A 13,907-nucleotide genomic window follows, 5' to 3' on the forward strand; every position below is an offset into this window, starting at 1 on the left:
GATCAATTTGTAAGTACAAGCTGTACACGCTTTATGGAACCTGTCAAGCAATAGAAAGACTCGGCAGCCCATCATGGGCGGAAATAACCGGGAGTTGTTCCATTGCCATCCACGCCGAGAACTCATTGAAATCGGCTGACCATTCACCAGGCACCAAGACATAGTGGTGCTCAAGCCCGTGTTCCATCACTGTCGTAACCACATCAGATGCAGTGCAAGAACCTGTATTTGAACAGAAATTCGTTATCCAGCCGCGCGTTCCGGTGAAGCCTGTTTCGCCTCCAGCCTGCACATCCCCTTCAATGGTGAAGGTGGCTGTGCCACTGCGAGCAACTCGCAAAATCGTGTGCGGACCATCACTGAATTCATAGTCCACAATGGCCCCGAAACAGGCCCCTTCGGCTGTGCCTCGACCGATCATGGGATTATTGATCCACGCGGCATCTCCCGCCGCCATATAGAGAGGTCCGCCCCCGCCATGCCACATCAGAATACGATTCTGTTCCAACTGCGGGGAGGTCATATCCAGCAGGCAACCGACACGTCCCGTCAGTGCGCGGGCAACGAGTTGCGTCACCGTTCCGAGTACATCGCCTTCGGAGGCCACTGGGATATTGTCATTCTCTTCAAGCCACGTGAACGCCGCACCCGGATGGATACCCTCGACCTCTTGCAAAGTCGGCCAGTCCGATACGGCCAAGCCCGCGAACCCCTCTTGCGCCGCAATGTCACGAAGGGACAATGCCGCCCGCGCGGTTTTCTCCATATGGGCATCGGACACGCCGCGCATCGGTGCCTTCGCAAGCATCGCCGCTACTTCACGCGCAACAACATCCTCGGCACAGTTCGCCATGCCTGCAGTCATGCGCATCATATCAACGTGGACGGGTTCAACCCCCGTGCTGCGCTTCAACGTGTCGGGAGACACTGCCATATTGTAGAAGGTCGGCGCCAAACCACCGACGACCCCCACCCGCGCATGCCGCAGAGCCTTACGCGCCATCAAAGCACGAAGAGTGCGACCCAAACGCGTCTGGAATTCCTCGCTTTCAGGTGCGCCGAAATACCATTGCACAGGCGCTTGACGTAAATCGCGCACGCCGCGTGCAATGGACAGGCTCATGTTCAAGGATACAAAGTTATTGAGCTGAATGTCGTTTTCATGAACGGGCTCAGGCGTGGCCCAAACCCCCATCGGCATTCCGCTCGCGGCGATTTCGCGTGCAACGTCGCCCATGGTAAAACCACCATGCACAAGCAGGATGAAATCCACGCCGTTGCTTTTGCAATACTCGACCGCCTCTCTCGCATCAGAACCATCCATAGGAATGCGCGGCACTTCCACCACACGGGCATCAACGCCAGAGGCGACTTCCTCGACCGCCGCAAGAGCGGCAGGGAAAACCCCGTATTTCTCTGGGAAATAGCTGGGAAGAGACCCTTTGATAATTCCGACCACGAGAGACATGATTTTGTTCCTTCTTTAGATCGTGTCGGAGGATCTTTGCGCTCCGACGAGATTGAAAGTGACAGGGCCTACGCGGTAGACCTGATCGAAAAAGACAGGGTTGTGATCGCTATCGAACGCGGTACAGGCCTGCGACAGGATCGGCGTGTTCTTCTCGATACCGAGATGTTCTGCCGCGTCTTCGGGAGCCGCACAGGGTCCAATGGTTTCACAGGCACGGCCCCAATCGAGGTTGAACCGCTCGGACAGGATACGCAGGATCGACTGGTCCTGCCCTTCTTGCGGGAAGTCTTCAGGGCTCATCCCCTCGACAAGCCGACAGGGCAGCCATGTGCTCACCAACAGTGTCGGCACATCATCCACCGTGCGCAGACGTCGAATGAGTGCCACCGGTTCATGGAACAACGAGGTCACTTCATTCGGTGCCTCGTTATCGACCTCGCGAATTTCAATCAGCCGAGCACCCGGTATCTGACCGTCACGCAGAACCATATCCGTGAATGACGTCAGACAGGTCGTCTCTGGCGGGGACAGGGTATTGACGAGGTAGCCACTGCCCTGACGCGACACCAGATAACCGGCATCAACCAAAGGCTCCAATGCGCGACGCGCTGTAAGACGGCTGACACCGAAAGACCGCGCCAAGGCGTCTTCCGATGGCAGGCGTGTTCCGACGGAATACATCCCCGCCTTCAAGCGCTTAAGCAGCTCGTCATGAACCATCTTATATTTTGGGATCGTTGGGGTCTTCATACTAAATTACTCCCGATGCTAAAACTCGCGGCATCAAACCATGCATTCGTTAACCTTGCCAGACACTCTTGGTCTGCGTGTAGAGCGCCAGAGCATCTGGCCCCATTTCGCGGCCATAACCGCTTTGTCCCATTCCGCCGAAGGGAGAGGCCGCATCGGTGTCTCCCCAGCAGTTGATCCAGATCGTTCCCGCCTTGAGACCCGCCGCCATGCGGTTGGCGCGGCTGATGTCTTGGGTCCAGCATCCAGCCGCCAGCCCGTAGACCGTATCGTTTGCTCGGGCCAAAACGTCATCCTCGTCGTCAAAGGGAAGCACACATAGAACGGGCCCGAAGATTTCCTCGCGCGCCACAGCCATGTCGTCCCGCACACCCGCGATGACGGTGGGTTGCACGAAATAGCCGCTGTTGCCTTGACGAGCTCCACCCGCGACAATCTCGCCACCATCGGCGCGACCGCTTTCGATATAGCCGAGAACCTTGGTCATCTGAGGCTCGGAGATGACGGGGCCAAGAGCATGTGCGTCCTGCGCCATCCCCGGCCCAATGCTCAAACCGTTTGCCAGCTCTTGCAGCCCATCAAGAACTTCATCCATTTTCGAACGATGGACATACAAACGCGCACCCGCCGTACACGACTGCCCGTTGTTGCCAAACAACGCCCAGAACGCGCCTGGAATGGCCTTCGACAAATCCGCATCGTCGAACAGGATGTTCGCGGCCTTACCGCCAAGTTCCAACGAGACCTTCTTGAGATTGCCCGCCGACGCCTCAACGATCCGACGCCCCGTTTCCGTGGACCCCGTAAACCCGACTTTGTCCACACCGTGATGCGCCGCGAGTGCGGCCCCTGCGTCACGCCCATAACCGGGAATGACGTTCAGAACCCCTTTGGGAAACCCGACCTCATGTGCCAGATCCGCGAGATAGAGCGCGCTCAGCGGTGTTTGCTCGGCAGGCTTGAGGACAATCGTATTCCCCGCCGCCAAAGCGGGCGCCAGTTTCCATGCGACCATCAGCGTGGGATAGTTCCACGGTGTGATGATGCCACAGACGCCAACAGGCTCGATGCGGGTAAAATTGAACCGATCCGGCGTCGAGACGGGAATGGTCGCGCCTTGGATCTTGCTCGGCCAGCCCGCGAAATAGCGGAAGTGACGGGCCGACCAAACGGCATCCACGTCACGCGCATGGGCAAAGGGCTTGCCGTTATCTAAAGCGTCCAACTGTCCGAACACGTCTTTTCGCTCTTCGATCGCATCCGCAAGTTTCCACAAAAGCTGCCCGCGATCGTGAGGCGTCAAACTTGCCCACGGACCAGTCAGAGCCTGACGCGCGGCGGAAACGGCCTGATCGACATGACCCGCGTTGGCACAGGCGACCTGCGCCAAAATCGAGCAGTCGGACGGGTTTTCGACCGAGATGGTTTCGGAGGTTGCGATCTGTTCACCATCAATGCGCAGCCCCTGCGCAGCATCGAGAAAGGCAGCCACTTCGGGTAAGAGTTGGATCATCTTCATCTTATTTCCTTTTCATCTCGGCTTCTGGCAGCGCATTCAGGCGGCTTCAGCATTGCGCAAAGCGCGGCGATTGATTTTTCCTGAGGAGGTCATTTCAAAACTGTCGACAAAGGCGATTTCGCGCGGTGCCTTGTATGCGGCGAGGCGTTCACGCACGTGGTTTTGCAGCACCTTCACAAGGTCATCCCCCGCGCTCGCGCCCTTCGCCAGACGCACGAAGGCTTTCACGATCTGGCCACGGTCGGCGTCGGGTTTGCCAATCACGGCAACCTCGGCAACATCGGGATGGGCCAGCAAACAGCTTTCGATCTCGGCAGGTCCAATGCGGAAACCCGAGGATTTGATGAGATCGTCGGAGCGGCCCTTGTACCAGAAGTATCCATCCTCATCACGCACGGCCAAATCGAAAGTCCGCATCCAGTCACCAAGACGCAGCTCGGCTTCCTTCTGCTCGTTCTTGAGATAGCCCAAGTAGCGCGTAGGGGCCGTGGCGGGGGTGACGATTTCACCCTCTTCGCCATCGGGAACCTCATTGCCATCCGCATCGACCAGCTTCACCACATGCCCTGGATAGGCCACGCCCATCGAACCGGGACGACGCGGGTAAAGCGCCGCGCAGTTGCCGATGAGATGGTTCACCTCGGTCATGCCGTAGAACTCGTTGCACACAACGCCAAGCTTGTCTTCGGCCCATGCCAGAGTATCCGCCGCCAGCGCCTCGCCGCCAGTGCAAATCACACGCAAGGAAAGGTCGTAGATGTCACGCGGATTGGCGGTTTGTGCCAGACGTTTAATCGCGGTCGGGGCAAGGAAGGTATGCGTGATCTTGTGACGGGCCATGAAGTCATAGGCCCATTCGGCCTTGAATCGCGCCTCCGATGTGACCACGGGACGCCCCGCCATCCACGCGGGAAAGAGCATGTCGAGCAACCCACCAACCCACGCCCAGTCCGACGGGGACCAGAACACGGCATCCTCATCATACATGCTGAGATCGAAGAACAGGTTGATCGACGGGCGGTAGGACGCCAGCACGCGGTGGCCGTGACGGATACCCTTGGGCATGCCCGTCGAGCCCGAGGTATACATCAAGAGCGCCGTATCGTTCGCGCCTGTGAAGGCGGGTTCGAAATCGGTGGGCGCGTCTGAGGCCAGCACGTCACCGAGGTTTTCCTCGGACCCTTCGCAATCGGCCACAAGAACATGCGCCAGATCGGGGAAGAGGCTCTTTGCATCGGCACGCAATCCCGACCAACCTTGCTCGGACGTCAGCAGGCAACGTGCGCCGCAATGGTTGAGCGCGTGGGACAGGGCGTCGGGGCCGTAAAGCTGCGAGAGCGTCACAGCAACGCCACCGAGCTTGCATACGGCCATATGGGCAATGGCGGTCTCGGGGCGCATCCCAGTGTGCAGCCCGATATAGTCGCCCTGCCCGTAACCGAGAGCACGAAGCCGTGCGGCGAGGGCCGTGGCGGCGTCATCGACCTGCCCGAAACTCCAATGTTCCAACGTGCCGTCGGGCTTTTCGAACACCATCGCAGGCGCATCCGCACGCCCTTCGGCGATCTGCTTGCCAACCGTCATGGCGTAGATATTGGCATCTTCGGGAATGTCGATCTCGACACCCGTTTCTGCCCGTTTCAAACCGATATGTGCGAGTTGATCCGCAGTCCAATCCGTAAACATCTCTTTTTCCTCCTACGACGCCGTGATCTCTAGCCACAGGCCCGTTTCATTTTCGGAGCGCACGAGCCGTCCGCGCGTTCCCTCTGTCTGGTCATGCGCAATCCTGACGAGCGCGGTTGTGTCCGCCCCGTCGAATTGCACCAATGCGAATGCGGCATCTGCCGTATGCGTGATGTGAAGCACCTCTGCCTCCCCCGTCAGGTCCACCCAGTCGAACCCGTCAGCGTGACAGGCCGCGCATGTCGCGCGCGGCGGGAAGGCTGTCTGTCCGCAGGACGAGCAGGAGCTGGCACAGGCCCGCCCTTCAGCCAAAGCGGTGAAGAAGGGTGCCATGCGACCTGTCGCGAGGGTGTAATCAAGTGCGATGTGATACTTCATCGGGGCGCCTCCAAAACGGAGACGGCACACAGGGTGGCAATGCCGCCATGGGTATCAACAAGAGCAAAACGGGGTGGTGTCTGCGGGCGCAAACCTTCGCAGCGCCCCTCAAGTTGCAGGGCGGCAGTCAGCACTTGCGCCACGCCCGTTGCTCCGACAGGAGCCCCCTGCCCCAACAGCCCGCCCGAGAGGTTCACGGGAAGCGCACCATCGGCGGCGAAATGCCCGTTGCGCTCGGATGCCAGTGCATCCTCGACCACACCCAAAGCGTCCAATGCTTGAAGTTGTGCGCCCGAGAAGCTGTCGTAGACTTCGGCCAAACCGATGTCGGCCGGACGGCAGCCCGTCTGCGCATAGGCACGCTGTGCGGCCGTGGTTTTCGCGCGGAAACGACCAACGTCAGGACGATCACCCAACCGCACCAGATCGTTTGCGACGGCAGTGCCCGCCAGTGTCGCACGTCCCCTGCCCGCCTCAGGGAGAGCGTCAGGTAGCGAAAGCACAACACAGGCCGCGCCATCGCTCAAGGGCGAACAATCCAGACGACGGTAAGGCGACGACACCATGGGTGAGGCCAGAACATCGGCAACGCTCACATCCAGTGGCAAATGCGCCTTCGGATTAGAGCGCGCATTTTGGTGGTTCCGCGCGGCGATGCCTGCGAAATCTTCGGCTGTCGCGCCCGTTTGCGCCATATAGGCAAGCGCGGACAAGGCGTAGATGGAGGCCGAACCGATTTCGATCATCCCCTCCGCCCATGCGTCATATGACATGGCATAGAGCAGGCTCATCGACGCCGGCGGAAGATGGGAGGCCGATCCTTCGAACCCCAGAACCGCGACGCGACGCGCTTGCCCCGAGGCGACGAGCGCGGCACCTGCCTGCACGGCCAGATGCCCCGTTGCCCCGCCCCCTTCGACGCGCTGGACATGAATGTCGCGTAGTCCGAGGTGATCCGCGACAAGTGCTGCGGGATTGAGTTGCAGGGAGAAGAAGTCACTTTCGGTGGCGACAACCAGCGCGTCTATATCCGACGCTTCCAGACCCGCATCCACGCAGGCCGCGTGAAAAGCGTCAGCACACCAGTCGCGATAGGAGCTTCCATCCTTGCGACGGTTGAACGGCGTCATTGCGCCACCTGCGATGACAATATCCATCACGCCCATGCCTCCCTACGTGCCGTGCCGACCAAGACCAGCAACAGAGCCAACCCCGCCAGATTTACTGCGAGAACCAGTGCGACCAGACCGTTGATCCCCGATACCGTAGCAACCCATGCGCCCAGAACTGGCGCGACGGCCATGAAGAGCAGTCCGATCATCGCAATCAGGCCAAGCTGCTGTGCGAAACCCGTTTCAGGGAGCCAGTGTGCTGATAGCATCGGACGGATAACCGTCTGCACACCAAAGCCCGCGCCTTGGATGATGAGAGCAATCAGGGCGACAGTCAGACCCGAAGTCATAAAGAGCAGAAGCGGCGGCAGAAGCATGAAACCAAAGAGCACGATTGCCGCGCGGTCCAATGCCATCCGCCCCAAGAGCGCACCCCACACCAAACGCCCGAATATCTGCGCAGGCCCCAAGACCATTGGAAGCAAAAGGGCCGCATCCCCGTCAGTCAGCTTTGCCAGTTGAAGCGGCAGCTGGAACAGCAAAAGCGCATGGCCGAGCATCACCAAGGCAAAGGCCATTCCGATAGCCATCACACGGGATTTACCGCCCGAATGTGTGAGCGCCCCGTCAGGCCGAGGCGCGACGTTTCGAGCAACTCTATCGGCGGGCATAATCACCACGGCCACGCAAACGAGAACGGCAAAAACGCGAACGATCCAGCGCCAGTCCATCCCAGCGGACGCGAGCCATGCCACCAAAGGAAATGTCAGCAGTGTCGCAAGACCTGCAACAAGCGTAACGACAGTAATGGCACGCCGCGACGACTGACCCGCGCCAAACCGCGCGATCATGAGACTAAAGCAGGGATCATAGAGGGTCATCGCCATGGGAAGCCCCAACACGACGAGGATTCCAAGAGCCAAGGTCTGGCTCTGCACCACTGAGAAGACCAGCAGCAAAGCCGCGCCGATACCGCCCGCCAAACGCATTGCAACCGCTCCATACCCGAGATCAATGATTGCGCCAGCGACGGGCGAGAGAACCGCCCAGATCAGAAAGACCGCCGTGAACGCCCCCGACACGACAACACCCGACCAACCTGTGCCCGCAAGCATATGCGGCAGGATAGCGGGCAAGAGATAGTAGAAGGCAGACCACATGATCAGCTGGGCCATAGCGTGACGCATCACGAAGCCGCGCGGGATCACCCTTGATGCGGAGGCGGCGACACTCATGCGTCCGACCACCCTGTCCGAGAAAGACAGACCGTGACGTGTGTTATGCAGGCTGATGCTATGCGACACATGAAAGTCTCCGAAAGAGGGCGCGCGGTATAGTGTCGGGAGGCCAGACGCCACGCGCCCGGCCTCGCCGTTCACCTAGTGGAAGTAGATACCGCCACAGACGTTGATTGATTGACCCGTCACGAAGTTCGACAGATCGGAGCCGAGGAACGCTACGGGGCCGACAACATCCTTGGGATCGCCAAGACGCTTGAGAGCAGCGACATTTGACCAGTGGTCGATCTCTTCCTGACTTCCGAGGTTCTCTTTGCCCATTTCCGTCAGGATGATACCGGGGCAAATCGCGTTAACGGTGATGCCGTCCATTCCGACTTCCTGCGCATAAACACGCGTCAGGGTGATCGCGGTGGATTTCGTCGCCGCATAGTGGCCTTGGGTCGGAGAGCCTTGGCGTCCCGCGATAGAAGCGATGTTAATAATCCGCCCCTGCTTGCGCGCACGCATTTGCGGAAGAACAGCGTTTGTGCAGAGCAAAATGCCCTTCGCATTCACGTCGAAATGCGCGTCCCATGTGGCTTCGTCGAGTTCCTCAAGACGTTTGGGCACAAGAATACCCGCGTTGTTCACAAGGATGTCGATTCCGCCAGCGGCCTCTGTGACTGCTGCAAAAACGTCCTCGATGGCCGATTTGGACGTCACATCGAGTGCATGGTTGTAACAGGTCCGCCCCGCCGCTTCGATTGCGGCTTGAACCTTGGCCAGATCGTCAGATTGGCTTGCCAGATCCGTGATGGCGACATCTGCCCCCTGCTCTGCCAGCCCGATTGCGATTTCCGCGCCTATACCGCGCGATGCACCTGTTATCAGTGCCGTTTTTCCGTCCAGTAGCATGTTTTCCTCCCGAAATTTTATGTTGTGCGCAGACTATGCGTCGCGCACAGGCCATGAGTTCATGGCCTCGATGGTGGCATCGAACGAGGTCAGCTTGCCTTGGGAACCCAAGCCGAGCGCGACATTCGCAGCCACTGCGTTTGCGAAGCGCGCGCATTCGCGGATGTCCCACCCTTTGGACAGACCGACGATAATGCCCGCGGTAAAGCTGTCGCCGCATCCAGTCGTATCGACCACGTCGATCTTGTGTGCAGGCAGATGGAACGCTTCCCCGAATTCGGGATCGACCCAAACGCCGTCACCTTCCAATGTCAGGATCGCATTCTTGACGCCCTTGGATTTGAACCAACGCGCAACTTCTGCGGGACCATCGACACCGGCCATCGCCGCGGCTTCCACGATGGAAGGCACAAAATAGTCGATATACGGAAGCAGCGGATTGACCTTGGCGATTGTCTCGGGGTTGGCCTGAATGAGGTCAAAGACAGTCGTACGACCCAATTCTTTCGCGCGCTTCAACAAGGCAACCGAAGGCTCCCCGTCAAAGGCTGCAAGCAGACCCGTGCCACCGAGGTGGATGATATCTGCGTCGAGAACGTCATCCCAAAGTTCGGGGCCGATTTCCAACGTATCGGACGTGCCAGGAACGAAGAACCCGCTGCGCGATCCGTCAGGACGGATTGGCAACATGCTGGCCGAGGTCTGCACGTCGTCGTCATATTGCACCAAGGAGGTATCAACACCAAACTCGCCCATTTTGCTGACGAGGTATTTCCCCATGTCATCGCGACCTACGCGGGTGACGATCTGGCCATTCAAACCGAGGATCGCGCAGTCAACAGCCGTTGCTGCCGCCGTGCCCGCAACCGTCATCTGGATCTCGTCCACGAAGGTCGCACCACCTGGAGGAGGCATGTCTTCCGCGTAGCGGCAAAGCACATCGAGAACAGAAAAGCCTACCGCTGAATAGTCGTACTTAGGCATCGAGAGCCTCCTTATTTTTTGTCGCTCAGGCCGTAGCCTGCCATTTTGTCGATGACATCCTGAATTTGCTGATCCGTGAGCAAAGGCGGCTCACCCAGAAGCAAGGCGCCGTGATACTGCCGCGCGAGGGTTTCAAGCTCGGTCGCATACCAGAATGCCTGTTGGATCGAGGCGCCGACGGAGATCATTCCGTGGTGCTCGAGGATACAGGCCTGACGATCCTCCAATGCCTCAATCGCATTGTCGGATAGCTCTTGGCTCCCGTAGATCGCATAGGGGGCCACTCGGATATTCGGCCCGCCGAAAACCGCCAGCATGTAATGGATGGCGGGGATCTCTTTGTTATGGATCGAAAGGATCGTGGTGTAGGTCGGGTGCGCATGGACCACAGCATTGGCGTCCTTGCGCGTCTTGAGAATGTCACGATGGAAACGCCATTCGGTCGACGGCTTCCAGCGACCGTGCGGCTCCCCGTCGCCATCGATGAAGACGATGTCTTCAGGGGTAAGGCTCGCATACGGCCGCGACGTCGGAGAGATCAAAAGACCGTCGCCATGACGGATCGAAACATTTCCCGACGTCCCTTGATTGAGCCCCGAGCTATTCATCAAGATGCAGTGATCGATAATGGCTTGCCGCTTTGCCAGCTCATCGGGGGAAAAGGTCATGAAGCAAAACTCCTACATTGCGAACGGGCATCGGCCAGCGTGGCCATCCATGAAAGTTCGGCAGCAAACGCGAACCGCCGCCCCACTGAAACCGTGAAAAGCGAGAGCAATTCGACGGCCTTAAATTTGTATAGTCCAATTTGTTACTACAAATAAAATAAATGGCAAGAGCAAATGTTCACAATCATTCACGACATGGGAATTTCCAGCGTCGGCCCCAGAAAAGCGCGGACCAACGTTACTACCTTCAATCAATCTGTGGTGATCCAAATAAGAGAGACCCTGCATTGAGATCATTGGAATGGGACATCCCCCACCTGCCCTGATCGTTTAACAAGCCAGCCGGGGGCAGTCGGATATTAAACGATCAGTCGTCCGCGAGGAAATCGGGACGGATCGCGAAGACACGAGTGGCGTTCGGATAGTCCGGCAGACACACGTTTTTCTTGCTGCGCCCACCTTCGCCACAGATCAGCGCGCCACGGGCTTTAGCGATCTTGATCATGAGGTCGGTCTCGTGAGGCCCGCAGACATCGCGCCCCCATGCGAACGGCAAACGCGCAGGCGCTCATTGATGTACTTGGGACGTTTGACTGCATTCGAATGCCATTGACCGCACCTGAGAACCAAAACGCCTTCTACAAACTCTATGCCTATGTCGAGAACGACAAGCTCTCCGAGGGGTGGTCGCGTGATCGGATCGTCGCTGAGATCAACGCTAGGGGTGTTCCTTGCATGCAAGGCAGCTGTTCAGAAATTTACCTTGAAAAAGCTTTCGACGAAACAGGCTGGCGGCCAGAACACAGTTTGCCGGTGGCAAAGGATCTCGGCAAGACAAGCCTGATGTTCTTGGTCCACCCAACGTTGTCGCGCGAGAATGTTGAGGAAGCCGTTTCAACCATTCGCGATGTGATGAAAGCAGCGACACCATGATTTAAGGCGCTGATCTGTAAGCAAGAAATGCTTACAGATCAATGTGGCTCCAATGTCCCAGAAGATTGACCCTAACCCCAAACCTCTAGCTATCTTGGTGGGAGCTGCGCGCAAAACCTGGGACTCCGCGCTAAACTGGAGGAAACTTGGGGCTCAGGTCTTCAGCACCCCGGCCCCGGAATAACAGCACTTCCGTTAGCTGCTCAGAAGATCGCTGATGTCCGGCACGGGGAGACGATTGTCACGCATATAGAGCTCATACCCCACTGCATCGTCGAAAAGCTCGGCGAGGCGTTCATCTTGAGGTGTGCCATCATGGAACTCCGCAGCGCGTTCCTTCATCGCGTCAATGTTTGGGCGCTTATGTGTTCTGCCGTGAATGCGTGCGTTGAAGAATGCGGTGAGTTGAACGGCCATATTCACCAATGCGGGATGGGTCCATGCCGCGTTTGAAAACGTAGACAGACAAGTGTTCACCCGCGCCCAGGCTTCAATGGCCTCGACATGCTGCGCCATACGTGCCTCACGACCTTTCGCGATAAAGTGCTGATAGTCGGCTTTCAGAGCGCCGTGAATAGCGGCGCACAGTGCTTCAAAAACATCGATAGACTGATCGAATGTCAAATCCGAAATTTGGGTTACCGACAGGTCGAAGGGCGTGATAGCCTCGGGAATAGCCATGATGATCTCCTCTTAGATCGTTGTGGTCAGAATGAGGATTAAAGTTGCAGCTCGTTTCCTCATGTGTTTTATATAGTATTTGATATTAAAAAATCAAGTAATCATACGGAGAAAAAGTCGTGACGACGCGAGGACGGCCAAAAACAGACACACAACCCGTTATGGTGCGCCTTCCAGCCGGGGTCATCGCGGAGATAGACGCCGCGCGGAAAGAACAACCCGACCTTCCAACGCGGCCGGAAATGATCCGACGTATGATAGAGGCGTGGTTGCAAAAACAATCTGACGAGGCCTAAAAAGGTCTCAACCCCAAATGACGTGGTCCTGTGCGGCCAACGATACGACGGACATCCGATCAGGGGCCGCTTTTATCGACATTAAGGTCACCCGTGACTTTACCCGCGCACAGACCTAAATACCGCCTTCTTGATCCTTTCGGACTCAACCCACTCACGCAGTAATTGGACATCGCTCCCAAATCCGCCGAACCTTTTGTCGATGCTGAACGCGTCGAACAAGTGCTTCGAAGTAAGCTCAGGATGGCACACCACGAAAGCTAGGCAGCGCGGATATCTGGATGGGAGCGGGTGAAAATTCTGCACCGTAAAACTGCGAAACCTCACATACGCCCCGCAGTTTTTCTCAATCGAGACAGTTGCGGTGAAACGATCCAGATACTCGTCTCTGTGGTATGAAAAATGTTGGCTTTCTGCTTCGAATAACGGGGCCGCGCCGTCTACCAAACGCAAAATTTTAGTTCTATACTTCATTGGTGGAGCTTTCCGACGGAGCGTATCCAACGTAACCAATGACTCTGTTCACATCATGAGACGGCGAAACTCTCGCGCCTTTTCAGCCAACGTCTCCCGAAGCGCGGCTTGCCCAATGACACATCCGCATAGGCGATCTACGAACACAAGATCGCCCGCATGCGCCGTAGCCGGCGATCCCAATTTATACCACCGCGACACGGTACGCGCGATGCCGGCATGCACATCAAGCCACACGAGATCAGAGGTCGAAATCAGCGCCGTACCGAGCACGGGATGTTTCTCGACGTCACCAAACAACACAATTCGACCCGGCGGAGTTTCAACGGGCACATAGCCTGACAATGTCGGCGCGCCCTCCACGTCAACATCTGAACCGCGCTCTACTGCATCAAGTGCTCGATTGTAACTCGCGATCATTTCAGTCGTATATCGTCCCATTGGGCCCTCCATGTCCATCGTTTAAAATATGACTAAGAATAATCCCCGCATTTGATAACCGCAGAGCCACTTGCGAAGGCATTTAAGCATCTGGGGTGTTACGAGGATAACACACTGATTTGATGCGAAAAATTTGAAACATTAGGAGAACACATGTAAGTTTCAGGTGTTTTCTCCATATTTTCCATTTGCGAAAAACAAAAGCCACAACGGTGAAAAGAACAGGGCGCATTTTTTAGCACAAGGGAGAAAATCTGTTCTGATCAACCACAGGCCAGCCACGCGATCCTTGATCGCTTAACAAGGATCGCGGCGAAAGGTGGTTATCAAACCCCGCGCACGGAATACCCCTTCCAAGCCGCTGTATTGGTGGGGGATG

14 protein-coding genes are annotated in these 13,907 nt (G+C 57.4%); 1 reads left to right on the top strand and 13 read right to left on the bottom strand.

Annotated features, from left to right (window positions below):
• Window positions 1-43: 43 nt before the first annotated feature.
• The 11 genes from ACN0TS_RS15925 to ACN0TS_RS15975 form a co-directional block, all read right to left on the bottom strand.
• Complete coding sequence (locus ACN0TS_RS15925; RefSeq protein WP_417260353.1) at window positions 44-1,468, bottom strand: L-fucose/L-arabinose isomerase family protein; 1,425 nt, start codon at window positions 1,466-1,468, stop codon at window positions 44-46.
• Window positions 1,469-1,483: 15 nt separating this feature from the next.
• The gene (locus tag ACN0TS_RS15930; protein ID WP_417260354.1) at window positions 1,484-2,221 is read right to left on the bottom strand and encodes a GntR family transcriptional regulator; all 738 of its coding nucleotides are present in this window, start codon (window positions 2,219-2,221) and stop codon (window positions 1,484-1,486) included.
• A 49-nt stretch (window positions 2,222-2,270) separates the two neighbouring features.
• A complete protein-coding gene (locus tag ACN0TS_RS15935; protein ID WP_417260355.1) occupies window positions 2,271-3,740 on the bottom strand; it encodes an aldehyde dehydrogenase family protein in 1,470 nt (489 codons plus the stop codon).
• Between the two features lie 36 nt (window positions 3,741-3,776).
• Window positions 3,777-5,426 carry an acyl-CoA synthetase gene (locus ACN0TS_RS15940; RefSeq protein WP_417260356.1) on the bottom strand — a complete coding sequence of 550 codons (1,650 nt, stop codon included), beginning with the start codon at window positions 5,424-5,426 and terminating at the stop codon, window positions 3,777-3,779.
• A gap of 12 nt (window positions 5,427-5,438) precedes the next feature.
• Entirely contained in the window at window positions 5,439-5,804 is a 366-nt protein-coding gene (locus ACN0TS_RS15945; protein ID WP_417260357.1) for a Zn-ribbon domain-containing OB-fold protein, read from the bottom strand.
• On the bottom strand, window positions 5,801-6,961 hold the full coding sequence (locus tag ACN0TS_RS15950; RefSeq protein WP_417260398.1) for a thiolase family protein: 1,161 nt from the start codon (window positions 6,959-6,961) through the stop codon (window positions 5,801-5,803). The genes ACN0TS_RS15945 and ACN0TS_RS15950 overlap by 4 nt, the downstream gene beginning before the upstream one ends.
• A complete protein-coding gene (locus tag ACN0TS_RS15955; protein ID WP_417260358.1) occupies window positions 6,961-8,220 on the bottom strand; it encodes an MFS transporter in 1,260 nt (419 codons plus the stop codon). The genes ACN0TS_RS15950 and ACN0TS_RS15955 overlap by 1 nt, the downstream gene beginning before the upstream one ends.
• 75 nt (window positions 8,221-8,295) lie before the next feature.
• Complete coding sequence (locus tag ACN0TS_RS15960; protein ID WP_417260359.1) at window positions 8,296-9,051, bottom strand: SDR family NAD(P)-dependent oxidoreductase; 756 nt, start codon at window positions 9,049-9,051, stop codon at window positions 8,296-8,298.
• A 33-nt stretch (window positions 9,052-9,084) separates the two neighbouring features.
• On the bottom strand, window positions 9,085-10,035 hold the full coding sequence (locus ACN0TS_RS15965; RefSeq protein ID WP_417260360.1) for a carbohydrate kinase family protein: 951 nt from the start codon (window positions 10,033-10,035) through the stop codon (window positions 9,085-9,087).
• An 11-nt stretch (window positions 10,036-10,046) separates the two neighbouring features.
• Window positions 10,047-10,703: a class II aldolase/adducin family protein gene (locus ACN0TS_RS15970; RefSeq protein WP_417260361.1), complete on the bottom strand. Its 657-nt coding sequence runs from the start codon at window positions 10,701-10,703 to the stop codon at window positions 10,047-10,049.
• Between the two features lie 367 nt (window positions 10,704-11,070).
• Window positions 11,071-11,208, bottom strand: coding sequence for a hypothetical protein (locus tag ACN0TS_RS15975; protein WP_417260362.1), 138 nt, complete (start codon window positions 11,206-11,208; stop codon window positions 11,071-11,073).
• A gap of 38 nt (window positions 11,209-11,246) precedes the next feature.
• Between ACN0TS_RS15975 and ACN0TS_RS15980 the strand changes: the two genes are divergently transcribed.
• Window positions 11,247-11,636 (top strand): DegT/DnrJ/EryC1/StrS family aminotransferase, encoded by a 390-nt coding sequence (locus tag ACN0TS_RS15980; RefSeq protein ID WP_417260363.1) that lies wholly within the window; start codon window positions 11,247-11,249, stop codon window positions 11,634-11,636.
• 195 nt (window positions 11,637-11,831) lie between these two features.
• Here the strand turns inward: ACN0TS_RS15980 and ACN0TS_RS15985 are convergent, their stop codons facing one another.
• A complete protein-coding gene (locus ACN0TS_RS15985; RefSeq protein WP_417260364.1) occupies window positions 11,832-12,317 on the bottom strand; it encodes a hypothetical protein in 486 nt (161 codons plus the stop codon).
• Window positions 12,318-13,135: 818 nt separating this feature from the next.
• Window positions 13,136-13,528 (bottom strand): DUF6634 family protein, encoded by a 393-nt coding sequence (locus ACN0TS_RS15990; RefSeq protein ID WP_417260365.1) that lies wholly within the window; start codon window positions 13,526-13,528, stop codon window positions 13,136-13,138.
• Window positions 13,529-13,907: the final 379 nt, after the last annotated feature.

This window comes from Celeribacter sp., assembly GCF_048266405.1.
Lineage (GTDB): Bacteria > Pseudomonadota > Alphaproteobacteria > Rhodobacterales > Rhodobacteraceae > Celeribacter.

Excerpts from the sequence above, each read along its gene's own strand:
- ACN0TS_RS15925 (WP_417260353.1), bottom strand. The coding sequence starts at position 1,468 with ATGTCTCTCGTGGTCGGAATTATCAAAGGGTCTCTTCCCAGCTATTTC.
- ACN0TS_RS15975 (WP_417260362.1), bottom strand. The coding sequence starts at position 11,208 with ATGATCAAGATCGCTAAAGCCCGTGGCGCGCTGATCTGTGGCGAAGGT.
- ACN0TS_RS15990 (WP_417260365.1), bottom strand. The coding sequence starts at position 13,528 with ATGGGACGATATACGACTGAAATGATCGCGAGTTACAATCGAGCACTT.
- ACN0TS_RS15935 (WP_417260355.1), bottom strand. The coding sequence starts at position 3,740 with ATGAAGATGATCCAACTCTTACCCGAAGTGGCTGCCTTTCTCGATGCT.
- ACN0TS_RS15950 (WP_417260398.1), bottom strand. The coding sequence starts at position 6,961 with ATGGATATTGTCATCGCAGGTGGCGCAATGACGCCGTTCAACCGTCGC.
- ACN0TS_RS15985 (WP_417260364.1), bottom strand. The coding sequence starts at position 12,317 with ATGGCTATTCCCGAGGCTATCACGCCCTTCGACCTGTCGGTAACCCAA.
- ACN0TS_RS15980 (WP_417260363.1), top strand. The coding sequence starts at position 11,247 with ATGCGAACGGCAAACGCGCAGGCGCTCATTGATGTACTTGGGACGTTT.
- ACN0TS_RS15965 (WP_417260360.1), bottom strand. The coding sequence starts at position 10,035 with ATGCCTAAGTACGACTATTCAGCGGTAGGCTTTTCTGTTCTCGATGTG.
- ACN0TS_RS15960 (WP_417260359.1), bottom strand. The coding sequence starts at position 9,051 with ATGCTACTGGACGGAAAAACGGCACTGATAACAGGTGCATCGCGCGGT.
- ACN0TS_RS15940 (WP_417260356.1), bottom strand. The coding sequence starts at position 5,426 with ATGTTTACGGATTGGACTGCGGATCAACTCGCACATATCGGTTTGAAA.
- ACN0TS_RS15970 (WP_417260361.1), bottom strand. The coding sequence starts at position 10,703 with ATGACCTTTTCCCCCGATGAGCTGGCAAAGCGGCAAGCCATTATCGAT.
- ACN0TS_RS15945 (WP_417260357.1), bottom strand. The coding sequence starts at position 5,804 with ATGAAGTATCACATCGCACTTGATTACACCCTCGCGACAGGTCGCATG.
- ACN0TS_RS15930 (WP_417260354.1), bottom strand. The coding sequence starts at position 2,221 with ATGAAGACCCCAACGATCCCAAAATATAAGATGGTTCATGACGAGCTG.